This window comes from Vibrio quintilis (assembly GCF_024529975.1).
Lineage (GTDB): Bacteria > Pseudomonadota > Gammaproteobacteria > Enterobacterales > Vibrionaceae > Vibrio > Vibrio quintilis.
Map to the genome: position 1 here is coordinate 491927 of NZ_AP024897.1, position 25745 is coordinate 517671.

Genomic DNA, 25745 nt, shown 5'->3' on the forward strand with positions numbered 1-25745 from the left:
TGATGAGTCTGCTGAGTGTCGGTCATCTGTCGGTCAGGTTCAAACAACACCATCAGGATTTGACGGCGCTATTCGATATTTCATTTTCTATTCAGCCCGGGGAACGGGTTGCTGTGGTGGGTGAATCCGGGGCCGGAAAATCAGTGCTTGGCTATGCGATTGCTAATTTATTGCCGGAACAGGGATACATTGCCTGTGGTTCTGTTCGCTTTGGAGATCAGGAACTGAGGTCTTTGTCCCGCAGAGAGTGGCGGAAGATCCGCGGACACCGGATTGCGATGATTTTTCAGGATATGATGATGTCGCTTAATCCGGTGCTGACCATTGGTGATCAGATGGTCGAAGCCATTCGGAGCCATAGCAAAATTTCGTTTCATCAGGCACGGCAGCAAGCGATTGATACTTTACATCAGGTCCGGATCCGGACTCCGGAGCAGTGTTTTTATCAGTATCCGCACCAGTTATCCGGCGGGATGCGCCAGCGGGTGATTATTGCGATTGTCTTATTATTAAAGCCTGAGTTGATTATTGCCGACGAACCGACAACGGCGCTGGACGTGACTTTGCAGGCAGAGATACTGCATTTGCTGAAGGAAATTTGTGAACAGCATCAGGTCGCTCTGCTGTTTATCAGCCATGATTTCGGTGTGATCTCCCGGATCTGTGAACGTACGCTGGTGATGTATGCCGGGAAAATTGTGGAGCAGGGGCCGACGCTGGGAATTATTAATGATCCGCAGCACCCATATACACAGGGGCTGATAAACGCGTTGCCGCAAATGGCGTTGCCTGGTCAGCCATTGAATCAGATCAGCGGCAACATGCCATCGCTAACGGCCCGGCCATCGGGGTGTGCGTTTCATCCCCGTTGTCCTTATGCGTTGCCTGAATGCCGGTATTTAACGCCTGATTTTTTCTATACCGGGGTTTCGGCGACCGCATGTTTTGTGGTTGAGCGAATACAGACCGTTAATGCTGATAGTGAGGTTGATCATGGCACCGATATCTGATGAGCTGATTCGGATCAACCAACTGGAGAAGCTATTCCTGCTGCGTCAGGGATGGGGTGAAGTCTTCAGAGCAAAACGAACCGGATTCTCACGGGATATTTTAGTGCATGCACTGAATGGGGTCTCTTTTTCTGTGTTTGCCGGGGAGCGCTTGTGTGTGGTTGGAGAGTCCGGTTGTGGAAAGTCAACTCTGGCCCGGACAATTATCGGGCTCTTATCAGCAACGGCCGGAGAGATTTATTATCGTGATGCCCGGATTGATCACTTAAATGATCGTCAGCGGATGAAATACCGTAAGAAGATGCAGATGATTTTTCAAAATCCGTATGCGTCGCTGAATCCGAAAATGACGGTATATCAAATGCTTCAGGAAGCCTTGTCCATTCATCTGCCGCACCTGAACCCAGATGATCAGGATGAAAGAATACGCGACCTGCTGGATTCTGTCGGGCTGGGACCGGATGCGGAGAACCGTTATCCTCATGAATTTTCCGGTGGTCAGCATCAGCGTATTTCTCTGGCACGGGCTTTGTCTGTTGAGCCTGAACTGATCATTGCCGATGAACCTCTTTCTGCGCTGGATGTGTCTGTACAGGCGCAGGTACTGAACCTGATGATCGAAAAACAGCAAACCCATCAGCTGACTTATTTATTCATTACCCATGATTTAGCCGTGGTTGAACATTTTGCGACGCGGGTGGTGGTGATGTACCTGGGCCGGGTTTGTGAAATCGCCGATCGGGCGACTTTATTTACAACGCCCAAACACCCTTATACCAAAGCGTTGCTTTCTTCTATTCCCCGCCTTGATAATTTGCAGCTTCAGCCAACGCTGTTAAAAGGTGAAGTGCCTACCACGTTTGATATTCCGGAAGGATGCATTTTCTGCCAGCGATGTCCGATTGCTAACCAGCGTTGCTATGAAGAAATCCCGGTCATGCAGATTCAGCCGGATGGCAGTGAAGTTGCCTGTCATGCTGTCGGAGAGGGGCGAAGCTGATGGAAATACGCTGGTTAGAAGATTTTATCGCTTTAGCCCGGACCAGGCACTTTTCACGGGCTGCGGATGAACAGAATGTTACCCAGCCAACGTTCAGCAGGCGGATTAAGCTGCTGGAAGAAGAGATGAAAGTGACGCTGGTGGACCGCAATACACTACCGTTGTCACTGACACCGGAAGGTGAAATCTTTCTTGTGTGTGCAGAAACAATTACCCGCCAGTTACGGGAGACGAAAATCCGTTGTCTTGAAATTCATGAGCAGTCGCAGTCACAGATTCGTTTTGTGACCAGTCAGGCGCTGTTCCTGAGTTTCTACCGCGATGAATTCGAACCTTTCTGTCAGGAGCTCGGGATGAAGCTGGACGTGAACATGAGATCGAGTGCCTGGGTCGGTAATGATTTCATCAATGCAATGACGGCGAATGAGGCTGATCTGTTGCTCTGTTACTGGCATCCGGCAATTGAATACCTGGAGGCGCTGGATGATGAGAATTTTGAATCAATCACGCTGACACAAGAGTTGCTGGTGCCTTTCTCTGTTGCTTCCGGTGAACAGACCCCACTTTATGCCTTGCCGGGGAGAACTTCAGACCCTTTACCTTATATTGCTTATGATGAACATGCGTCGCTGAACCTGGCACTGACACATCATCTGAAAAGGCAGCATGATATTGCTCAGCTGAAAGTGATTACTTCCAGTCTGCATTCTGCCAGTGTTCAGGCCATGATCTGTGAAGGTTACGGTGTTGGCTGGTTGCCGATGAAGTTGCTGCGGAATTCTCAGTCCCTGCTGGTCAGGGCGGGTGACAGCCATTGGGATGTGCCTTTAGAAATCCGCCTGTACCGGCGTAAAGCAAGTAGCAGTTCTCATCTCCGGCATTTCTGGAGTCAAATCAGAGATGCATTTCACCGGATTTAACCATTTTTTAACAAAATGGTATAAACTTGATCAGTGCAGCATTCACTATCAACCGGAGCAAATGAGGTCTGTGATGACGATTGATGAGTTAAAAGTGTTGTTCAGAGAGCATCAATTAGTGGAAGCCATTGTCGAGCCTTATTCAGATGAAGGACAGTGGATTGTCGAATTCCGCCATATTCAGGGAGGCTTTATTCTTCTGACGGATTCCCATGGGGAAGAGTGTTATTACACGGATTATGATTTGGCCTCAAGGTCTGCTATGGAAGTCGGATTTAAGCATGTGAAGGTTGATAATTTTGAAATTTAACCTGCCTTACTTCCAAAAAGTTATAAAACATACTTATCTATTCTTTCTTGTTATTACGGAGCTTGGTTAATCTATCGTCACGCAATAAATAAGGAAGTCGTGACAATGTCTTCAGCAAAAAATACTCCGGAAGAGCTGGGATTATTATCCAGCCCGGTGAACGGTGACCAACTCAATCAGTTGCAGCAAGCCGTCTCCCAATTGTCCCCGCAACAGCTGGCATGGGTCAGTGGTTATTTTTGGGGATTAAGCCAATCTTCTCAACCATCATCCAGCAATATTCCTGCAGCAGGTTCGGCGGCGAAACCAGCCGGACAATTGACAATTATTTATGCGTCACAGACAGGCAATGCAAAAGGTGTCGCCGAGGCGCTGGAACAGGAAGCGCAGGCAAAAGGACTTCCCGTCCGTTTATTCGATGCCAGTGATTACAAAGGTAAAGACCTTGCGAAAGAAACGCATGTTGTCATTGTGGCTTCAACCAATGGTGAAGGTGAAGCACCGGATAATGCTCTGGAACTGCATGAGTTTTTGCAGTCGAAAAAAGCACCGAAGTTACCGAATCTGCAATACGGTGTGATTGGTCTGGGCGATTCCAGCTATGAATTTTTCTGCCAGACCGGTAAAGATTTTGATGCATTCCTGTCTAAGCAGGGGGCAACCCCGTTTATGGAACGCGTTGACTGTGATGTCGACTATGAATCGCCAGCAGCTGAATGGCGGGGTAAGGCACTTGAGTTTCTGCAAGAATCACTTTCTGAAACTCAGGCTGAAGTGGTTGTGCTTCCTGTCGGTCAGGCTGCAGCATCACCCTCTCAATATTCGAAGCAAAACCCATATACAGCGACATTACTGACTAATCAGAAAATCACCGGGCGGGATTCCGGGAAAGATGTCCGGCATATTGAAATTGATTTGGAGGACTCCGGTATCAGCTATCAGCCGGGTGATGCGTTGGGCGTCTGGTATCAGAATAGCTCTGGTCTGGCGAATCAGATTCTGAAAGCTGTCGGACTCTCAGGGGTTGAATGTGTTGAGGTGGATGGCGAGAGTATCTCAATTCATCAGGCACTGATTAGTGAATTTGAAATCACCGCTTCTAACCCGCAGTTAATCGCTCAGATTGCTGAGCGCTCTGAGTCTGAGCTACTGAAAGATTTGGCTGCCGATAAAGATAAGCTGAGAGCGTATTCAGCCGGGACTCAGGTGATTGATGCGTTGCTTGAAGCGCAGATCAAACTGACGGCTGAAGAACTGACACAGATTCTCCGCCGGTTAACGCCACGTATGTATTCAATTGCTTCAAGCCAGAGTGAAGTGGATGAAGAAGTGCACCTGACGGTGGGATTAGTTGAATTTGACCAAAACGGTGAAAGCCGTCATGGCGGTGCGTCAGGATTTTTAACTCAGCGATTAGACGAGGGTGAGCCGGTCAAAGTTTTTATTGAGCATAATAAAAACTTCAAACTTCCTCAGGATGATAATACCCCCATCATCATGGTTGGTCCGGGAACTGGTATTGCACCATTCCGCAGCTTTATTCAGGAGCGGGATAACCGTGATGCAACAGGTAAAAACTGGTTGTTCTTCGGTGACAGGACATTTACTCAGGACTTCCTGTATCAGGTCGAATGGCAGAAGTATTTAAAATCTGGTGCGCTGACACAACTGGATGTTGCGTTCAGCCGGGATCAGCATGAGAAAGTGTATGTGCAGCATCGAATTCTGGAAAATGCACCGCAAGTCTGGCAGTGGCTCAATGAAGGCGCATATATCTATGTGTGTGGTGATGCGACGAGGATGGCAAAAGATGTACATGATGCCTTGATTACTGTCGTAAAGCAGGAAGGTGGTCTGGATCAGAGTGCTGCTGAAGCTTATATCAATGATCTTCGTAAAGCGAAGCGTTATCAGAGGGATGTCTACTAATGAGTATTGATAAAGATACAAATGTTCAGGAAGTTTTAGGGCAGGTATTAGGACCTCTTTCTGACAATGAGCGTTTAAAAAAAGAAAGCAATTTTTTACGGGGAACCATTGAACAGGATCTGCAGAATAAGATTACAGGTGGTTTTACTGCGGATAATTTTCAGCTGATTCGTTTTCATGGCATGTATCAGCAGGATGACCGTGATATCCGTGCTGAAAGAGCAAAGCAAAAGCTTGAGCCGCTGCATAATGTGATGCTGCGGGCGAGGATGCCGGGCGGAATTATTACACCGAAGCAGTGGCTGGCGATTGATCAGTTTGCGACAGAGCATACGCTTTACGGCAGTATCCGGCTGACGACGCGTCAGACATTTCAGTTCCATGGGGTGCTGAAGCCAAACATTAAGATGATGCATCAAACCCTGAGTCAGATCGGTATTGATTCGATTGCTACAGCCGGAGATGTAAACCGGAATGTGTTGTGTACATCAAACCCGGTTGAATCTGAGCTTCATCAGGAAGCTTATGAGTGGGCGAAGAAAATCAGTGAGCATCTGTTGCCGAAGACGCGTGCTTATGCAGAAATCTGGCTGGATGGTGAAAAAGTAGAAACCACAGATGAAGAACCGATTCTGGGCTCAACTTATTTACCGAGGAAGTTTAAAACGACCGTTGTGATTCCGCCACATAATGATATTGACGTTCATGCCAATGATTTGAACTTTGTGGCGATTGCTGAAGAAGGCAAGCTGGTTGGTTTTAATGTGCTGGTCGGTGGTGGTCTTGCCATGACACACGGTGATACATCAACTTATCCGCGTCGTGCTGATGAGTTTGGTTTTATTCCTCTGGAGAAAACATTAGAAATTGCTGCTGCTGTTGTTACCACACAGCGGGACTGGGGAAATCGTTCTAACCGTAAAAATGCAAAAACCAAGTACACCCTGGACCGGGTTGGTATTGATGTTTTTAAAGCTGAGGTTGAGAAACGGGCCGGAATTCAGTTTGAAGCGATCCGTCCATACGAATTTACTACCCGTGGCGATCGTATCGGCTGGGCTGAAGGGGTTGATGGCAAATTCCATTTAGCACTATTCATTGAAAATGGCCGCCTGCTTGATTATCCGGATAAGCCGCTGAAAAGCGGGGTTGCAGAAATCGCTAAGATCCATAAGGGCGATTTCCGGATGACAGCGAATCAAAATCTTATTATTGCTGGTGTGCCGAAGAGTCAGAAAGCAAAGATTGATAAATTAGCCCGTCAGTACGGCCTGATTGATGATACTGTCAGTGAACAGCGTAAAAACTCGATGGCGTGTGTGGCCTTCCCTACCTGTCCGCTTGCGATGGCTGAAGCCGAACGTTTTCTTCCTGATTTTGTAACTGAAGTTGAAGGGATTCAAAAGAAACACGGGCTGGGTGAAGACGAATATATCATTCTGAGAGTGACCGGATGCCCTAACGGATGCGGGCGCGCCATGCTGGCAGAAGTCGGGTTGGTTGGTAAAGCGCCGGGACGTTATAACCTGCATCTTGGCAGTAATAAAGCAGGGACTCGTGTTCCCAAAATGTATAAAGAGAATATAACGGACAAGCAGATTCTTGAAGAGCTCGATCAATTGATTGGCCGTTGGGTGAAAGAACGCCATGAAGGCGAAGGTTTTGGTGACTTCACTATCAGAGCTGGAATTATTGAAGAAGTCACTGTGTCTAAGAGGGATTTTCATGCCTGATACTGTGTCATATCAGCCTAAGCTGGCTGATTTATTAAATATGACTAAGGCGGAGCAGTCGCTTCGCCTGGCCGAATTAAATAGTCATCTGGAAGAATTATCAGCTCAGGAGCGGATAAAATGGGCGTTGGATAATTTGCAGGGTTCTTTTGCTGTTTCTTCAAGTTTTGGTATCCAGGCTGCTTTGATGCTGCATATGGTGACACAATGCAAACCGGAAATTCCCGTGATTCTGACGGATACGGGATATCTGTTTCCAGAGACTTATCAGTTTATTGACCTGTTAACTAATAAGCTGGGTCTCAATCTGAAGGTATACCGTGCAAAAGAAAGTGCAGCCTGGCAAGAAGCCAGATATGGAAAATTATGGGAGCAGGAACTGGAAGGGATTGAAAAATATAACCGGATAAACAAAGTCGAGCCGATGAAACGGGCGTTGCACGATTTGAATGTGGGAACCTGGTTTTCGGGTTTGCGCAGAGAGCAATCCTCATCAAGAGCGAACTTACCAATTTTAGCGGTGCAGAATGGTGTCTTTAAATTTTTGCCTGTAATTGATTGGTCCAATAAAGATGTTCACTATTATCTGGAAGAGCATGGTTTGCCGTATCACCCGCTTTGGGATGAAGGTTATCTGTCTGTTGGTGACACGCATACAACAAGAAAGTGGGAACCCGGTATGTCAGAAGAAGAAACGCGTTTCTTTGGCCTGAAACGGGAATGTGGCCTTCATGAAGATGATGGTGAGTCTGATGGCTCTGGTATTTAAACCTTCCTCTATATAGATAAGACTACCTGTCAGGTAGCCTTATTTTCTTCGTGCCTGCCGGTTAAAATGAATAACTCTGTGGATAAGTTGTGCTTTAACCTTGGGTAAAGTGGGATAAATACAGCTTTGGAGGTTTATTCATCACTTAACACTTATTTTTGTATTTTTTTGCAAAAAGTACTTGCCAATGTGAGGGCGATCTCTATAATGCGCTCTCGTTGGCAGGCAAGGGGCGATAAGCTCTCTGAGTCAACAAGGTCTTCTGAAAACGAAGTGAGAAAAATTTAAAAAAGTGTTTGACACTGAAAATTATCTCGCTAGAATGACCGCCTCTTCGAAGTAACGCTGAGAAGAACAGCTCTTTAACAATATAAACCAATCAATCTGTGTGGGTACTCGTTAATTGATATCTTATAAAAGATTTATCAGTGAGAATGAGTGACCAACAGCTATCAGGAAGCAGCTTTGAGTTGTGGAATGAATAGCGGCACAGTCAATTCAGTAATCACTGAGCCGAAGCTTAGGCTTCAAAAAAACTTTAATTGAAGAGTTTGATCATGGCTCAGATTGAACGCTGGCGGCAGGCTTAACACATGCAAGTCGGGCGGAAACGAAAGAAAGCTTGCTTTCTTGGCGTCGAGCGGCGGACGGGTGAGTAATGCCTGGGAAATTGCCCTGATGTGGGGGATAACCATTGGAAACGATGGCTAATACCGCATAATGTCTACGGACTAAAGAGGGGGACCTTCGGGCCTCTCGCGTCGGGATATGCCCAGGTGGGATTAGCTTGTTGGTGAGGTAAGAGCTCACCAAGGCGACGATCCCTAGCTGGTCTGAGAGGATGATCAGCCACACTGGAACTGAGACACGGTCCAGACTCCTACGGGAGGCAGCAGTGGGGAATATTGCACAATGGGCGCAAGCCTGATGCAGCCATGCCGCGTGTATGAAGAAGGCCTTCGGGTTGTAAAGTACTTTCAGTGGTGAGGAAGGGGCAGAGTTTAATACGCTTTGCTTTTGACGTTAGCCACAGAAGAAGCACCGGCTAACTCCGTGCCAGCAGCCGCGGTAATACGGAGGGTGCGAGCGTTAATCGGAATTACTGGGCGTAAAGCGCATGCAGGTGGATGATTAAGTCAGATGTGAAAGCCCGGGGCTTAACCCCGGAACAGCATTTGAAACTGGTCATCTAGAGTACTGTAGAGGGGGGTAGAATTTCAGGTGTAGCGGTGAAATGCGTAGAGATCTGAAGGAATACCGGTGGCGAAGGCGGCCCCCTGGACAGATACTGACACTCAGATGCGAAAGCGTGGGGAGCAAACAGGATTAGATACCCTGGTAGTCCACGCCGTAAACGATGTCTACTTGGAGGTTGTGGCCTTGAGCCGTGGCTTTCGGAGCTAACGCGTTAAGTAGACCGCCTGGGGAGTACGGTCGCAAGATTAAAACTCAAATGAATTGACGGGGGCCCGCACAAGCGGTGGAGCATGTGGTTTAATTCGATGCAACGCGAAGAACCTTACCTACTCTTGACATCCATAGAAGCTTGAAGAGATTCGAGTGTGCCTTCGGGAACTATGAGACAGGTGCTGCATGGCTGTCGTCAGCTCGTGTTGTGAAATGTTGGGTTAAGTCCCGCAACGAGCGCAACCCTTATCCTTGATTGCCAGCACTTCGGGTGGGAACTTCAGGGAGACTGCCGGTGATAAACCGGAGGAAGGTGGGGACGACGTCAAGTCATCATGGCCCTTACGAGTAGGGCTACACACGTGCTACAATGGCGGATACAGAGGGCAGCTAACTTGCGAGAGTGTGCGAATCCCAAAAAGTCCGTCGTAGTCCGGATTGGAGTCTGCAACTCGACTCCATGAAGTCGGAATCGCTAGTAATCGTAGATCAGAATGCTACGGTGAATACGTTCCCGGGCCTTGTACACACCGCCCGTCACACCATGGGAGTGGGCTGCAAAAGAAGCAGGTAGTTTAACCTTCGGGAGGACGCTTGCCACTTTGTGGTTCATGACTGGGGTGAAGTCGTAACAAGGTAGCGCTAGGGGAACCTGGCGCTGGATCACCTCCTTAACGATAAAGATACGTTGATGAGTGCTCACACAGATTGATTTGGTTTAGAAAGAGTCGTTGGGTCTGTAGCTCAGGTGGTTAGAGCGTTCGCCTGATAAGCGAGAGGTCGGTGGTTCAAGTCCACTCAGACCCACCAACAACTGATTTTTAAGTGTTTTCATAATAGAGAATATTTAAAAATAGCCTGTTACTGACAGGTTTTGCTCTTTAACAATTTGGAAAGCTGACAAAACAATCTTTTAGATTGTTTGTAAAAGTTCTCAAAGTATTCAGTAATGAATACAACCAACACACATTCAAGTGTTCTTGGCTTCTGCTTTGGCAGAAGAAAAAATTTGAGTCCGGTAAAATCAAAGTCTGCATCATGTTTAAATAATTGCAGACAACCTTGGTTGTTTGACCGCAAGACCCTTTGGGGTTGTATGGTTAAGTGACTAAGCGTATACGGTGGATGCCTTGGCAGTCAGAGGCGATGAAGGACGTACTAACTTGCGATAAGCCCGGATGAGGGAGTAAGACCCACATGAGTCCGGGATTTCCGAATGGGGAAACCCATCTGCATCAGCAGATATCATTTACTGAATACATAGGTAAATGAGGCGAACCGGGGGAACTGAAACATCTAAGTACCCCGAGGAAAAGAAATCAACAGAGATTCCGGCAGTAGCGGCGAGCGACCCCGGATTAGCCCTTAAGTTTTATATGTGTCAGGTGAAGGCTCTGGAAAGTGCCGCGATACAGGGTGACAGCCCCGTAACCGAAGATGCATATAAGGTGAAAACGAGTAGGACGGGACACGTGATATCCTGTCTGAACATGGGGGGACCATCCTCCAAGGCTAAATACTCCTGACTGACCGATAGTGAACCAGTACCGTGAGGGAAAGGCGAAAAGAACCCCTGTGAGGGGAGTGAAACAGAACCTGAAACCGTATACGTACAAGCAGTAGGAGCCTCTTTAATGGGGTGACTGCGTACCTTTTGTATAATGGGTCAGCGACTTATATTCAGTGGCAAGGTTAACCGGATAGGGAAGCCGTAGCGAAAGCGAGTCTTAACTGGGCGTTCAGTCTCTGGATATAGACCCGAAACCGGGTGATCTAGCCATGGGCAGGTTGAAGGTTGAGTAACATCAACTGGAGGACCGAACCGACTAATGTTGAAAAATTAGCGGATGACTTGTGGCTAGGGGTGAAAGGCCAATCAAACCCGGAGATAGCTGGTTCTCCCCGAAAGCTATTTAGGTAGCGCCTCGGACGAATACTACTGGGGGTAGAGCACTGTTAAGGCTAGGGGGTCATCCCGACTTACCAACCCTTTGCAAACTCCGAATACCAGTAAGTACTATCCGGGAGACACACGGCGGGTGCTAACGTCCGTCGTGGAGAGGGAAACAACCCAGACCGCCAGCTAAGGTCCCAAATTATTGCTAAGTGGGAAACGATGTGGGAAGGCTCAGACAGCTAGGATGTTGGCTTAGAAGCAGCCATCATTTAAAGAAAGCGTAATAGCTCACTAGTCGAGTCGGCCTGCGCGGAAGATGTAACGGGGCTAAGCAATAAACCGAAGCTGCGGCAATGCATTTTATGTATTGGGTAGGGGAGCGTTCTGTAAGCGGTTGAAGGTGTGCTGTAAGGCATGCTGGACGTATCAGAAGTGCGAATGCTGACATGAGTAACGATAATGGGGGTGAAAAACCCCCACGCCGGAAGACCAAGGGTTCCTGTCCAACGTTAATCGGGGCAGGGTAAGTCGACCCCTAAGGCGAGGCTGAAAAGCGTAGTCGATGGGAAACGGGTTAATATTCCCGTACTTCTTACAATTGCGATGGGGGGACGGAGAAGGCTAGATGGGCCTGGCGACGGTTGTCCAGGTTCAAGTGCGTAGGCTTGAAATTCAGGTAAATCCGGATTTCTTTAAGGCCGAGACACGATGTCGGGCTACTAAGGTAGTGAAGTCATTGATGCCATGCTTCCAGGAAAAGCCTCTAAGCTTCAGATTGTAAGGAATCGTACCCCAAACCGACACAGGTGGTCGGGTAGAGAATACCAAGGCGCTTGAGAGAACTCGGGTGAAGGAACTAGGCAAAATGGTACCGTAACTTCGGGAGAAGGTACGCTCCTCATGGTGAAGTCCCTTGCGGATGGAGCTGAGGGGAGTCGCAGATACCAGGTGGCTGCAACTGTTTATTAAAAACACAGCACTGTGCAAAATCGTAAGATGACGTATACGGTGTGACGCCTGCCCGGTGCCGGAAGGTTAATTGATGGGGTTAGCTTAGGCGAAGCTCTTGATCGAAGCCCCGGTAAACGGCGGCCGTAACTATAACGGTCCTAAGGTAGCGAAATTCCTTGTCGGGTAAGTTCCGACCTGCACGAATGGCGTAATGATGGCCACGCTGTCTCCACCCGAGACTCAGTGAAATTGAAATCGCTGTGAAGATGCAGTGTACCCGCGGCTAGACGGAAAGACCCCGTGAACCTTTACTACAGCTTGGCACTGAACATTGAGCCTACATGTGTAGGATAGGTGGGAGGCTTTGAAGTGTGTACGCCAGTATGCATGGAGCCGACCTTGAAATACCACCCTTGTATGTTTGATGTTCTAACTTAGTCCCGTCATCCGGGACAAGGACAGTGTCTGGTGGGTAGTTTGACTGGGGCGGTCTCCTCCCAAAGAGTAACGGAGGAGCACGAAGGTGGGCTAATCACGGTTGGACATCGTGAGGTTAGTGCAATGGCATAAGCCCGCTTAACTGCGAGAGTGACGGCTCGAGCAGGTGCGAAAGCAGGTCATAGTGATCCGGTGGTTCTGAATGGAAGGGCCATCGCTCAACGGATAAAAGGTACTCCGGGGATAACAGGCTGATACCGCCCAAGAGTTCATATCGACGGCGGTGTTTGGCACCTCGATGTCGGCTCATCACATCCTGGGGCTGAAGTCGGTCCCAAGGGTATGGCTGTTCGCCATTTAAAGTGGTACGCGAGCTGGGTTTAGAACGTCGTGAGACAGTTCGGTCCCTATCTGCCGTGGGCGTTGGAGAATTGAAGGGGGCTGCTCCTAGTACGAGAGGACCGGAGTGGACGAACCTCTGGTGTTCGGGTTGTGTCGCCAGACGCATTGCCCGGTAGCTAAGTTCGGAATCGATAACCGCTGAAAGCATCTAAGCGGGAAGCGAGCCCTGAGATGAGTTCTCCCTGGCACTTTAAGTGCTCTGAAGGGTTGTCCGAGACCAGGACGTTGATAGGCAGGGTGTGTAAGCGTTGTGAGGCGTTGAGCTAACCTGTACTAATTGCCCGTGAGGCTTAACCATACAACACCCAAGGGGTTTTGATGGACTCAAATGAAGAACAGATTGAATGTGTAGAGAATAGTCAGTTTTCTGAATTAAAGAATTTGCCTGGCGGCCATAGCGTTGTGGACCCACCTGAATCCATGCCGAACTCAGAAGTGAAACGCAATTGCGCCGATGGTAGTGTGGGGTTTCCCCATGTGAGAGTAGGTCACTGCCAGGCTTTATATTTGCTTCTTTTCACGTTGTGGAAAGAAGTCACCATAAGATTTTCGAATTGATGAGAATTTTATGTTGACTTTCAGTCAGGAAAGCGTAATATACGCGTCCTGTCAGGTGCTAAGACACTGAAAGCAAAGCTCTTTAACAATATAAACCAATCAATCTGTGTGGGTACTCGTTAATTGATATCTTATAAAAGATTTATCAGTGAGAATGAGTGACCAACAGCTATCAGGAAGCAGCTTTGAGTTGTGGAATGAATAGCGGCACAGTCAATTCAGTAATCACTGAGCCGAAGCTTAGGCTTCAAAAAACTTTAATTGAAGAGTTTGATCATGGCTCAGATTGAACGCTGGCGGCAGGCTTAACACATGCAAGTCGGGCGGAAACGAAAGAAAGCTTGCTTTCTTGGCGTCGAGCGGCGGACGGGTGAGTAATGCCTGGGAAATTGCCCTGATGTGGGGGATAACCATTGGAAACGATGGCTAATACCGCATAATGTCTACGGACTAAAGAGGGGGACCTTCGGGCCTCTCGCGTCGGGATATGCCCAGGTGGGATTAGCTTGTTGGTGAGGTAAGAGCTCACCAAGGCGACGATCCCTAGCTGGTCTGAGAGGATGATCAGCCACACTGGAACTGAGACACGGTCCAGACTCCTACGGGAGGCAGCAGTGGGGAATATTGCACAATGGGCGCAAGCCTGATGCAGCCATGCCGCGTGTATGAAGAAGGCCTTCGGGTTGTAAAGTACTTTCAGTGGTGAGGAAGGGGCAGAGTTTAATACGCTTTGCTTTTGACGTTAGCCACAGAAGAAGCACCGGCTAACTCCGTGCCAGCAGCCGCGGTAATACGGAGGGTGCGAGCGTTAATCGGAATTACTGGGCGTAAAGCGCATGCAGGTGGATGATTAAGTCAGATGTGAAAGCCCGGGGCTTAACCCCGGAACAGCATTTGAAACTGGTCATCTAGAGTACTGTAGAGGGGGGTAGAATTTCAGGTGTAGCGGTGAAATGCGTAGAGATCTGAAGGAATACCGGTGGCGAAGGCGGCCCCCTGGACAGATACTGACACTCAGATGCGAAAGCGTGGGGAGCAAACAGGATTAGATACCCTGGTAGTCCACGCCGTAAACGATGTCTACTTGGAGGTTGTGGCCTTGAGCCGTGGCTTTCGGAGCTAACGCGTTAAGTAGACCGCCTGGGGAGTACGGTCGCAAGATTAAAACTCAAATGAATTGACGGGGGCCCGCACAAGCGGTGGAGCATGTGGTTTAATTCGATGCAACGCGAAGAACCTTACCTACTCTTGACATCCATAGAAGCTTGAAGAGATTCGAGTGTGCCTTCGGGAACTATGAGACAGGTGCTGCATGGCTGTCGTCAGCTCGTGTTGTGAAATGTTGGGTTAAGTCCCGCAACGAGCGCAACCCTTATCCTTGATTGCCAGCACTTCGGGTGGGAACTTCAGGGAGACTGCCGGTGATAAACCGGAGGAAGGTGGGGACGACGTCAAGTCATCATGGCCCTTACGAGTAGGGCTACACACGTGCTACAATGGCGGATACAGAGGGCAGCTAACTTGCGAGAGTGTGCGAATCCCAAAAAGTCCGTCGTAGTCCGGATTGGAGTCTGCAACTCGACTCCATGAAGTCGGAATCGCTAGTAATCGTAGATCAGAATGCTACGGTGAATACGTTCCCGGGCCTTGTACACACCGCCCGTCACACCATGGGAGTGGGCTGCAAAAGAAGCAGGTAGTTTAACCTTCGGGAGGACGCTTGCCACTTTGTGGTTCATGACTGGGGTGAAGTCGTAACAAGGTAGCGCTAGGGGAACCTGGCGCTGGATCACCTCCTTAACGATAAAGATACGTTGATGAGTGCTCACACAGATTGATTTGGTTTAGAAAAGAGATATGAAAGTGTCCCGTTCGTCTAGAGGCCTAGGACACCGCCCTTTCACGGCGGTAACAGGGGTTCGACTCCCCTACGGGATACCACTTTCTTTTAAAGAAAGACGGGTCGTTAGCTCAGCTGGTAGAGCAGTTGGCTTTTAACCAATTGGTCACAGGTTCGAATCCTGTACGACCCACCATTTTTGATATGGGGCTATAGCTCAGCTGGGAGAGCGCCTGCCTTGCACGCAGGAGGTCTGCGGTTCGATCCCGCATAGCTCCACCATATCGAAAACGGGCGATTAGCTCAGTTGGGAGAGCACCTGCCTTACAAGCAGGGGGTCACTGGTTCGAACCCGGTATCGCCCACCACTTCTTAATTACTTTTGGTGATGGTAATCAGACTACGTTTCTGTGATGTGGTCAGATTTTCTGACGTCGAAAGTCATTAAGAAGTGTTTATGACACTTAAGCTCTTTAACAATTTGGAAAGCTGACAAAACAATCTTTTAGATTGTTTGTAAAAGTTCTCAAAGTATTCAGAAATGAATACAACCAACACACATTCAAGTGTTCTTGGCTTCTGCTTTGGCAGAAGAAAAAATTTGAGTCCGGCAAAATCAAAGTCTGCATCATGTTTAAATAATTGCAGACAACCTTGGTTGTTTGACCGCAAGACCCTTTGGGGTTGTATGGTTAAGTGACTAAGCGTATACGGTGGATGCCTTGGCAGTCAGAGGCGATGAAGGACGTACTAACTTGCGATAAGCCCGGATGAGGGAGTAAGACCCACATGAGTCCGGGATTTCCGAATGGGGAAACCCATCTGCATCAGCAGATATCATTTACTGAATACATAGGTAAATGAGGCGAACCGGGGGAACTGAAACATCTAAGTACCCCGAGGAAAAGAAATCAACAGAGATTCCGGCAGTAGCGGCGAGCGACCCCGGATTAGCCCTTAAGTTTTATATGTGTCAGGTGAAGGCTCTGGAAAGTGCCGCGATACAGGGTGACAGCCCCGTAACCGAAGATGCAAATAAGGTGAAAACGAGTAGGACGGGACACGTGATATCCTGTCTGAACATGGGGGGACCATCCTCCAAGGCTAAATACTCCTGACTGACCGATAGTGAACCAGTACCGTGAGGGAAAGGCGAAAAGAACCCCTGTGAGGGGAGTGAAACAGAACCTGAAACCGTATACGTACAAGCAGTAGGAGCCTCTTTAATGGGGTGACTGCGTACCTTTTGTATAATGGGTCAGCGACTTATATTCAGTGGCAAGGTTAACCGGATAGGGAAGCCGTAGCGAAAGCGAGTCTTAACTGGGCGTTCAGTCTCTGGATATAGACCCGAAACCGGGTGATCTAGCCATGGGCAGGTTGAAGGTTGAGTAACATCAACTGGAGGACCGAACCGACTAATGTTGAAAAATTAGCGGATGACTTGTGGCTAGGGGTGAAAGGCCAATCAAACCCGGAGATAGCTGGTTCTCCCCGAAAGCTATTTAGGTAGCGCCTCGGACGAATACTACTGGGGGTAGAGCACTGTTAAGGCTAGGGGGTCATCCCGACTTACCAACCCTTTGCAAACTCCGAATACCAGTAAGTACTATCCGGGAGACACACGGCGGGTGCTAACGTCCGTCGTGGAGAGGGAAACAACCCAGACCGCCAGCTAAGGTCCCAAATTATTGCTAAGTGGGAAACGATGTGGGAAGGCTCAGACAGCTAGGATGTTGGCTTAGAAGCAGCCATCATTTAAAGAAAGCGTAATAGCTCACTAGTCGAGTCGGCCTGCGCGGAAGATGTAACGGGGCTAAGCAATAAACCGAAGCTGCGGCAATGCATTTTATGTATTGGGTAGGGGAGCGTTCTGTAAGCGGTTGAAGGTGTGCTGTAAGGCATGCTGGACGTATCAGAAGTGCGAATGCTGACATGAGTAACGATAATGGGGGTGAAAAACCCCCACGCCGGAAGACCAAGGGTTCCTGTCCAACGTTAATCGGGGCAGGGTAAGTCGACCCCTAAGGCGAGGCTGAAAAGCGTAGTCGATGGGAAACGGGTTAATATTCCCGTACTTCTTACAATTGCGATGGGGGGACGGAGAAGGCTAGATGGGCCTGGCGACGGTTGTCCAGGTTCAAGTGCGTAGGCTTGAAATTCAGGTAAATCCGGATTTCTTTAAGGCCGAGACACGATGTCGGGCTACTAAGGTAGTGAAGTCATTGATGCCATGCTTCCAGGAAAAGCCTCTAAGCTTCAGATTGTAAGGAATCGTACCCCAAACCGACACAGGTGGTCGGGTAGAGAATACCAAGGCGCTTGAGAGAACTCGGGTGAAGGAACTAGGCAAAATGGTACCGTAACTTCGGGAGAAGGTACGCTCCTCATGGTGAAGTCCCTTGCGGATGGAGCTGAGGGGAGTCGCAGATACCAGGTGGCTGCAACTGTTTATTAAAAACACAGCACTGTGCAAAATCGTAAGATGACGTATACGGTGTGACGCCTGCCCGGTGCCGGAAGGTTAATTGATGGGGTTAGCTTAGGCGAAGCTCTTGATCGAAGCCCCGGTAAACGGCGGCCGTAACTATAACGGTCCTAAGGTAGCGAAATTCCTTGTCGGGTAAGTTCCGACCTGCACGAATGGCGTAATGATGGCCACGCTGTCTCCACCCGAGACTCAGTGAAATTGAAATCGCTGTGAAGATGCAGTGTACCCGCGGCTAGACGGAAAGACCCCGTGAACCTTTACTACAGCTTGGCACTGAACATTGAGCCTACATGTGTAGGATAGGTGGGAGGCTTTGAAGTGTGTACGCCAGTATGCATGGAGCCGACCTTGAAATACCACCCTTGTATGTTTGATGTTCTAACTTAGTCCCGTCATCCGGGACAAGGACAGTGTCTGGTGGGTAGTTTGACTGGGGCGGTCTCCTCCCAAAGAGTAACGGAGGAGCACGAAGGTGGGCTAATCACGGTTGGACATCGTGAGGTTAGTGCAATGGCATAAGCCCGCTTAACTGCGAGAGTGACGGCTCGAGCAGGTGCGAAAGCAGGTCATAGTGATCCGGTGGTTCTGAATGGAAGGGCCATCGCTCAACGGATAAAAGGTACTCCGGGGATAACAGGCTGATACCGCCCAAGAGTTCATATCGACGGCGGTGTTTGGCACCTCGATGTCGGCTCATCACATCCTGGGGCTGAAGTCGGTCCCAAGGGTATGGCTGTTCGCCATTTAAAGTGGTACGCGAGCTGGGTTTAGAACGTCGTGAGACAGTTCGGTCCCTATCTGCCGTGGGCGTTGGAGAATTGAAGGGGGCTGCTCCTAGTACGAGAGGACCGGAGTGGACGAACCTCTGGTGTTCGGGTTGTGTCGCCAGACGCATTGCCCGGTAGCTAAGTTCGGAATCGATAACCGCTGAAAGCATCTAAGCGGGAAGCGAGCCCTGAGATGAGTTCTCCCTGGCACTTTAAGTGCTCTGAAGGGTTGTCCGAGACCAGGACGTTGATAGGCAGGGTGTGTAAGCGTTGTGAGGCGTTGAGCTAACCTGTACTAATTGCCCGTGAGGCTTAACCATACAACACCCAAGGGGTTTTGATGGACTCGAATGAAGAACAGATTGAATGTGTAGAGAATAGTCAGTTTTCTGAATTAAAGAATTTGCCTGGCGGCCATAGCGTTGTGGACCCACCTGAATCCATGCCGAACTCAGAAGTGAAACGCAATTGCGCCGATGGTAGTGTGGGGTTTCCCCATGTGAGAGTAGGTCACTGCCAGGCTTTATATACCAGTTAGATGAAGCGGATTATTGTAAGACTTTATCTGACAGACAATCTGAAGTGGAGCGGTAGTTCAGTTGGTTAGAATACCGGCCTGTCACGCCGGGGGTCGCGGGTTCGAGTCCCGTCCGCTCCGCCATTTTAGATTGAATTGCAAGCCTCAGCTGAAAAGCTGGGGCTTTTTTGTCTCTCAAGGATTTTGATACCAATCATACCAATTACATTAATTAAGTGGTCAGTTTTGTCCAACTCCTAAAGCAGAGTGATACGACTCTGCTTTTGTTCTCTGAAAAACGATTTCAAGCGTCACAAACATTATCCATTCTGCCGTAACCAGCTCCATACTTGCTCTATTGGATTCAGCTCTGGTGAATAGGGCGGGATATGGATAATCGTTAAGTTTGAATACGCTTTAGCAAGATAACTTTGATGCCAGCTCGCTTGATCCATCACGATAACTGAATGTTTTCCCACTGGCGTCGCATCAGAAATAAGCTTTAAATGTTCCCTCATCGCTTCCACATTATTGACTGGTGAGACAATCGCTTCGACTTCTCCTGTATTGATACAAACAGCGCCGTATAGATAAGCATATTCAAACTGTTGTTGCTGAATGGCTCTGGGTCGCGTTCCCTTTTCTGCCCAAATCCTCGTGGTTGTATTGCGTTGACCAAACCTGGCTTCATCTTGGAACCACATGAGTATATCAGCTAAAGCGACATGCCCTGGGATCTTAAGGATCGTTTCGATTTGGAATTTTTTTAAAGTCTTCTTGGGCTTGCGGTGACGGCTTGGGATGTTTAGAGCGAGTGGTGAGCCAGCTCAAACCGATATCATGAAGGATACGATAGATATTCGCCTGTCGGTATTGAATGCCAAAATTCTGGGCAATATAAATAGCGATGTCTTTTGCTTGGAGGCGTCCACCGTGCTCTTTGATAGTCGTGTCTGTAACGAATTTTTTAAGTTGGTTTAATTGTTGTTCAGACAACTGATGAGGACGACCGGTATGAGCTTTTTCTTGTAGGCCTTCCGGTCCAAAATCAAGATAGGCTTTAACCCATTTATTCACGCTTGTTCTACTGACTTTGAGAAACAGAGCGATTTCTGTGCGGCTTTTCCCTTCAGAGAAGTGTGCGAGAGCAAGGTATCGAATGCGTAATCGAGCATTCGAAGTCGATTTGATTAAGTGTCTGAAGTCATGATTCATAGAAGCTCCTTTTCTGTGAATCATTAGATCATAAAATTAATGTAATTGGTATTACTCACCTGAATTGAATTGAATCCAAGAGACCGGGTGTGGAGTCGGCTGAGACAACACTATCTGGCAACTAATGCTTCAAAAGTTAAGATGATATTGTTTCCAAAATTTGTGTATCCAGAAATTAATTTCTGGAGAATATCTTAAGAGTCACCAAGATGTGCTCGAGAGAGTGGATAAACCTGACCAGTTAATTTGCCGGATTGGTATCATTCGATCACAAAATTAATAGGAATGGTCTTATTCTGGGGGTTAACAACCGGAGAAAGCTCTGCTGAACCTCCTCCGGAACAAGTAGGGAAAATCGTTATTAGTCTTGATCGTGTTCAGTTTCGAGCTTTTTAGCTTTTTCAATCATAGGGGTGATTGTTGAGCCCTGAACCAGTATTGAAAAGACAACAACAGCGTAAGTCATGACGAGAATCAGCTCTTTGACATCAATTAGCTTATCCGGGATAACCAGAATACCTGATGGGATTGACAACGCCATTGCTAATGCAAGCCCTCCTCTGAGACCACCCCAGGTTAAGATATTGATTGACCATGGATTATACTGACGATAGCGCTTAAAACCGATATAGGCTATGAAAACACTGATATATCGGCCAGCTAAAACCAGAGGAATTGCTATCGCCATTAAAATCCAGTCTTCTTCATGAAATCTGAACAACAACATCGACATACCAATTAACAGGAAAAGAACGCCATTCAGGAATTCATCAACCAATTCCCAAAAGTGATCCAAATGTTCTTCACTCTCTTTAGAAAAGCCTATAAAACGGGTCCAGTTCCCAATCATAATGCCGGAAACAACCATTGCCAGAGGACCAGAAACATGGATAACCTCTGCAAATGCATATCCCGCTGTTGGCACCCCAATTGTGAGCAGGAGCTCCATTGAGTGATCATTGGTTGAGCTGATCAAATAGTGAAAGAGGACACCAAGAGCAAAACCATAAATAACTCCTCCAATTGCTTCCTGAATGAATAATAAAGTCACACTACCGACTGTCGGAGTACTGGAACCAAAGGCAATAGAAAACAGGGTGACGAAAATAACCAGACCAAATCCGTCATTAAAAAGGGATTCACCTTCAATTTGTGTTGAGATTCTGCGGGGAGCATTCAGTTTTTTTACAATCGCAAGAACAGCAATTGGATCCGTTGGAGATATTAATGCGCCAAACAGCAGGCAGTAGATCAGATGGAGATTGATTCCGATTAACAGACAAATACCATAAAGCACAAATCCAATAAAAAAGGTTGATATTAACGTGGCCCCTAAGGCCAGAATCGTAATTTCCCACTTTTGATCTTTCAGATTGGGTAGTTTGATCCCCAGCCCTCCGGCAAAGAGCAGAAATCCTAAGATTCCTTTCAGCAGAAAATTTTCAAAGTTTATATCTGTAACCGTTTCAGTCGCAATTTGAGTTAAATGAAACCAATTGTTTTGTCCGGCAATGAGGATGATCAATGAGAGAATCATTGATCCGGCCGTGATTGCAATGGTTGTTTGCATCCGGCTGATCTTGCTGTTGACGAATGCGATCAGCATTGCCGCAGCAGCAAGAAAACATAAAGTGTGATAGACCGACATTACTTGTTCTTCTTGTTAATAATAAGGTTTAAAATTTTCCTTTGATGATGAATAAATATCAATCATTTTTTCCTGTAAAAATTGCATATAGCAACTATTTTTTTTATATCCATATGGACGTCTAGATTTCTGTATTGGGTGTGATAGGATTGTTGTAGGAAAGGAATTGAACAGGAAAGGCACATGGCGAGTGAAGTAAAGCATCCAATAGCTGAACAGTTAGAGAAGCGTATTCTTTTGATTGATGGTGGCATGGGAACCATGATTCAGGAGCATAAACTTGATGAAGAAGAATATCGTGGGAAACGTTTTGCTGATTGGCACTGTGATTTAAAAGGAAATAATGACTTATTGGTTTTAACGCAGCCTGAGTTAATCCAGAAAATTCATGCGGCTTATCTTGAGGCCGGTGCCGATATTCTGGAAACCAATACATTTAATGCGACTTCAATTGCAATGGCTGATTATGATATGCAGTCATTGAGTGCCGAGATTAATTATGCTGCCGCAGCACTTGCCAGAGCCGTGGCCGATGAATGGACACAAAAGACCCCGGATCATCCCCGCTTTGTAGCCGGTGTACTTGGTCCGACGAACCGGACCTGTTCAATTTCTCCGGATGTGAATGACCCCGGATACCGTAATATTACATTTGATAATTTGGTTGAGGCTTACTCCGAATCCACCCGCGCTTTAGTGAAAGGAGGGGTGGATTTAATCCTGATTGAAACGATCTTTGATACTTTAAACGCCAAAGCATGTTTGTTTGCTGTGGAATCGGTTTTTGAAGAGCTTCAGATTGAATTGCCCATTATGATTTCCGGAACAATTACAGATGCATCAGGAAGAACGCTTTCCGGCCAGACAACCGAAGCCTTTTACAACTCACTACGTCATGTGAATCCGCTTTCCTTTGGATTGAACTGTGCTCTTGGACCAGATGAACTCCGCCAGTATGTTGAGGAAATGTCGAGAATCTCTGCAACATATGTTTCAGCTCACCCAAATGCCGGGTTACCGAATGCTTTCGGGGAATATGATCTTTCTCCGGAAGATATGGCAGAACATATCGGGGAGTGGGCTCAAAGTGGTTTTCTTAATCTTGTCGGCGGATGTTGCGGCACAACACCTGAACACATCCGTCAGATGGCTCGGGCTGTTGATGGCGTGCCGCCGCGTCAGCTACCTGAGCTTTCTGTTGGCTGTCGTCTTGCCGGTTTAGAACCTTTAACGATAGAAAAAGAGTCGTTATTTGTGAATGTTGGTGAGAGAACAAACGTGACCGGGTCTGCCCGCTTTAAGCGTTTGATTAAAGATGAATTGTACGATGAAGCTCTGGAAGTCGCCCGGCAACAGGTTGAAAATGGCGCGCAGGTTATCGATATTAATATGGATGAAGGGATGCTTGATGCCGAAGCATGTATGACCAGGTTCCTGAACCTTTGTGCTTCAGAGCCGGATATTGCCAAAGTTCCTATCATGGTTGATTCATCGAAATGGGAAGTTATTGAAGCGGGGCTGAAATGTATCCAGGGCAAAGGTATTGTGAATTCAATATCCTTAAAAGAAGGGAAAGATAAGTTTGTTGAACAGGCCCGGAAAATTCGTCGCTATGGTGCCGCCGTTGTTGTCATGGCTTTTGATGAAGATGGTCAGGCAGATACAAGAGAAAGAAAACTTGAAATTTGTACACAGGCTTACCGGATATTAGTTGATGAAGTTGGGTTCCCACCGGAAGATATTATCTTTGATCCGAATATTTTTGCCATAGCAACAGGGATTGAAGAGCACAATAATTATGCTGTGGACTTTATTAATGCCGTGGCAGATATCAAGCGTGATCTGCCTCATGCCATGATTTCTGGCGGTGTCTCCAATGTGTCTTTCTCATTCCGTGGCAACAACTATGTCCGTGAGGCAATTCATGCTGTTTTCCTTTATCACTGCTTTAAAAATGGCATGGATATGGGGATCGTGAATGCAGGACAGCTTGAGATTTACGACAATGTACCTGAAAAATTGCGTCACGCTGTTGAAGATGTGGTTTTAAACCGCAGTCCGGATGCAACAGAGAGATTACTCGACCTGGCCGATGAATACCGGGAAAATGCAGTAGGAAAGAAAGATGATACATCATCTCATGAGTGGCGCTCGTGGGATGTGGCAAAACGGCTTGAATATGCATTGGTTAAAGGGATTACCGAGTTTATTACTGAAGATACCGAAGAAGCCCGGCAGCAGGCAGTGAAAACTTTAGATGTAATCGAAGGCCCATTAATGGATGGGATGAATGTTGTTGGTGACTTGTTTGGCGAAGGAAAAATGTTCCTGCCTCAGGTTGTTAAATCAGCCCGGGTTATGAAGCAAGCCGTTGCATACCTTGAGCCCTATATTGAAGATGAGAAAGAAGCAGGTGCTTCTAACGGTAAGATCTTGATGGCAACCGTAAAAGGTGATGTTCACGATATCGGAAAGAATATTGTCGGGGTTGTTCTTCAGTGTAATAACTACGAGATCATCGATCTTGGCGTGATGGTGCCATGTGAAAAAATATTAAAAGTCGCTAAAGAAGAAAATGTCGATATTATCGGGTTATCTGGTTTGATCACGCCTTCACTGGATGAAATGGTCCATGTTGCGAAAGAGATGGAGCGACAGGGGTTTACAATTCCACTGATGATTGGTGGCGCTACAACATCAAAAGCACATACAGCGGTAAAAATCGAACAAAACTATAAACACCCGGTTGTGTATGTGAGTAATGCTTCAAGAGCTGTTGGTGTCTGTACATCACTATTATCTGATGAACTACGTCCTGCATTTGTTGAAAAACTGGATCTGGACTATGACAGAGTCCGGGAGCAACACGCGCGTAAGACCCCAAGAACAAAGCCGGTTACATTAGCACAAGCCAGAGAAAATTCAGTTAAGATTGACTGGAACAGTTATACGCCTCCCGCTCCCGTCAATAGTCAGATTCAGGTATTTGACGATTTTGATGTCTCAATATTACGCGAGTATATTGACTGGACGCCATTTTTCATGACGTGGTCGCTTTCAGGCAAGTACCCTGCAATTTTAGAGCATGAAGAAGTTGGAGAGGAAGCCCGGAGGTTGTTCGATGATGCGAATGAGTTTTTAGATCGTATCGAAAAAGAAGGTTTAATCAAAGCACGGGGTATTTGTGCATTATTTCCGGCAGCCAGTGTGGGGGATGATATTCAGGTTTTCACTGACGATAGCAGAACAGAAATCGCCTGTACCTTGCATCATTTGCGGCAACAGACAGAAAAGCCGAAAGGCGCTAACTATTGTCTTTCTGATTATATAGCCCCTTTGTTCACCGGTAAAAAAGACTGGATTGGTGCTTTTGCAGTGACTGCCGGTATCGGGGAAAGAGAGTTATCTGATGCCTATAAAGCTGCCGGTGATGATTATAATGCAATTATGATTCAGGCAGTTGCTGATCGTCTGGCTGAAGCGTTTGCTGAATATTTGCATGAGCGGATAAGAAAAGATATTTGGGGGTATGCTGCAGATGAGCAATTATCTCAGGATGAATTAATCCGGGAAAAATATCAGGGAATTCGACCGGCACCGGGTTACCCTGCCTGCCCTGAACATACGGAGAAAGAGCCTATCTGGCAGTTACTTGATGTGGAAAAAAATATCGGAATGACACTTACGACAAGCTATGCAATGTGGCCGGGTGCTTCCGTTTCTGGCTGGTATTTCTCACATCCTGATTCAAGATATTTTGCGGTTGCCAAAATTCAGGATGACCAGGTTGATGATTACGCGGCACGAAAAGGCTGGACCCGGGAAGAAGCTGAGAAGTGGCTGGCGCCGAATATGACAGAGTAATATTCTCCAATGACCTGAATCAGATATCTTCAGGTTGCCAGGAAATAAAAAAGGAGGCGGGTTTCAGCCTGCCTCCAAA

At 47.4% G+C, this 25745-nt stretch carries 9 protein-coding genes, 6 tRNA genes, 6 rRNA genes and 1 pseudogene; 20 read left to right on the forward strand and 2 right to left on the reverse strand.

Features of this window, described 5'->3' with window-relative positions:
• Positions 1-2 precede the first annotated feature (2 nt).
• The 19 genes from OC443_RS02410 (at position 3) to OC443_RS02500 (ending at position 19083) form a co-directional block, all read left to right on the forward strand.
• Positions 3-1010: an ABC transporter ATP-binding protein gene (locus OC443_RS02410; RefSeq protein ID WP_073580036.1), complete on the forward strand. Its 1008-nt coding sequence runs from the start codon at positions 3-5 to the stop codon at positions 1008-1010.
• Positions 994-2010 carry an ABC transporter ATP-binding protein gene (locus tag OC443_RS02415; protein WP_073580037.1) on the forward strand — a complete coding sequence of 339 codons (1017 nt, stop codon included), beginning with the start codon at positions 994-996 and terminating at the stop codon, positions 2008-2010. Before OC443_RS02410 ends, OC443_RS02415 begins: the two co-directional genes overlap by 17 nt.
• Positions 2010-2930, forward strand: coding sequence for a LysR family transcriptional regulator (locus OC443_RS02420; protein ID WP_073580038.1), 921 nt, complete (start codon positions 2010-2012; stop codon positions 2928-2930). The genes OC443_RS02415 and OC443_RS02420 overlap by 1 nt, the downstream gene beginning before the upstream one ends.
• 73 nt (positions 2931-3003) lie before the next feature.
• Positions 3004-3240, forward strand: a complete 237-nt coding sequence (locus tag OC443_RS02425) for a hypothetical protein (protein WP_073580057.1) — start codon at positions 3004-3006, stop codon at positions 3238-3240.
• Between the two features lie 105 nt (positions 3241-3345).
• On the forward strand, positions 3346-5169 hold the full coding sequence (locus tag OC443_RS02430; RefSeq protein WP_073580039.1) for an assimilatory sulfite reductase (NADPH) flavoprotein subunit: 1824 nt from the start codon (positions 3346-3348) through the stop codon (positions 5167-5169).
• A complete protein-coding gene (gene cysI / locus OC443_RS02435; RefSeq protein ID WP_073580040.1) occupies positions 5169-6902 on the forward strand; it encodes an assimilatory sulfite reductase (NADPH) hemoprotein subunit in 1734 nt (577 codons plus the stop codon). The genes OC443_RS02430 and cysI overlap by 1 nt, the downstream gene beginning before the upstream one ends.
• The gene (locus tag OC443_RS02440; RefSeq protein ID WP_073580041.1) at positions 6895-7671 is read left to right on the forward strand and encodes a phosphoadenylyl-sulfate reductase; all 777 of its coding nucleotides are present in this window, start codon (positions 6895-6897) and stop codon (positions 7669-7671) included. The genes cysI and OC443_RS02440 overlap by 8 nt, the downstream gene beginning before the upstream one ends.
• A 539-nt stretch (positions 7672-8210) precedes the next feature.
• Positions 8211-9752: ribosomal RNA gene (locus OC443_RS02445) — 16S ribosomal RNA — on the forward strand.
• Positions 9753-9811: 59 nt separating this feature from the next.
• Positions 9812-9888, forward strand: a tRNA-Ile gene (locus OC443_RS02450).
• A 288-nt stretch (positions 9889-10176) separates the two neighbouring features.
• Positions 10177-13064: ribosomal RNA gene (locus OC443_RS02455) — 23S ribosomal RNA — on the forward strand.
• An 86-nt stretch (positions 13065-13150) separates the two neighbouring features.
• Positions 13151-13266, forward strand: a 5S ribosomal RNA gene (gene rrf, locus OC443_RS02460).
• Between the two features lie 316 nt (positions 13267-13582).
• Positions 13583-15124, forward strand: a 16S ribosomal RNA gene (locus tag OC443_RS02465).
• Positions 15125-15189: 65 nt separating this feature from the next.
• Positions 15190-15265 (forward strand) — tRNA-Glu (locus tag OC443_RS02470).
• A gap of 19 nt (positions 15266-15284) precedes the next feature.
• Positions 15285-15360: transfer RNA gene (locus OC443_RS02475), tRNA-Lys, on the forward strand.
• A gap of 10 nt (positions 15361-15370) precedes the next feature.
• Positions 15371-15446 (forward strand) — tRNA-Ala (locus OC443_RS02480).
• Between the two features lie 10 nt (positions 15447-15456).
• Positions 15457-15532: transfer RNA gene (locus tag OC443_RS02485), tRNA-Val, on the forward strand.
• Between the two features lie 322 nt (positions 15533-15854).
• Positions 15855-18742 (forward strand): 23S ribosomal RNA (locus OC443_RS02490).
• A gap of 86 nt (positions 18743-18828) precedes the next feature.
• Positions 18829-18944 (forward strand): 5S ribosomal RNA (rrf, locus tag OC443_RS02495).
• The 16S, 23S and 5S rRNA genes sit together here with 6 tRNA genes alongside, the layout of an rRNA operon.
• A gap of 62 nt (positions 18945-19006) precedes the next feature.
• Positions 19007-19083 (forward strand) — tRNA-Asp (locus OC443_RS02500).
• A gap of 88 nt (positions 19084-19171) precedes the next feature.
• Here OC443_RS02500 and OC443_RS02505 read toward each other — a convergent pair.
• A pseudogene (locus OC443_RS02505) lies at positions 19172-20154 on the reverse strand (IS630 family transposase).
• A 361-nt stretch (positions 20155-20515) separates the two neighbouring features.
• Positions 20516-21802, reverse strand: coding sequence for a cation:proton antiporter (locus OC443_RS02510; protein WP_073580751.1), 1287 nt, complete (start codon positions 21800-21802; stop codon positions 20516-20518).
• 183 nt (positions 21803-21985) lie between these two features.
• On the opposite strand from OC443_RS02510, the gene metH reads away from it, so the two are divergent.
• Positions 21986-25666 (forward strand): methionine synthase, encoded by a 3681-nt coding sequence (gene metH, locus OC443_RS02515; protein WP_073580753.1) that lies wholly within the window; start codon positions 21986-21988, stop codon positions 25664-25666.
• The last annotated feature ends 79 nt before the right edge of the window (positions 25667-25745 follow it).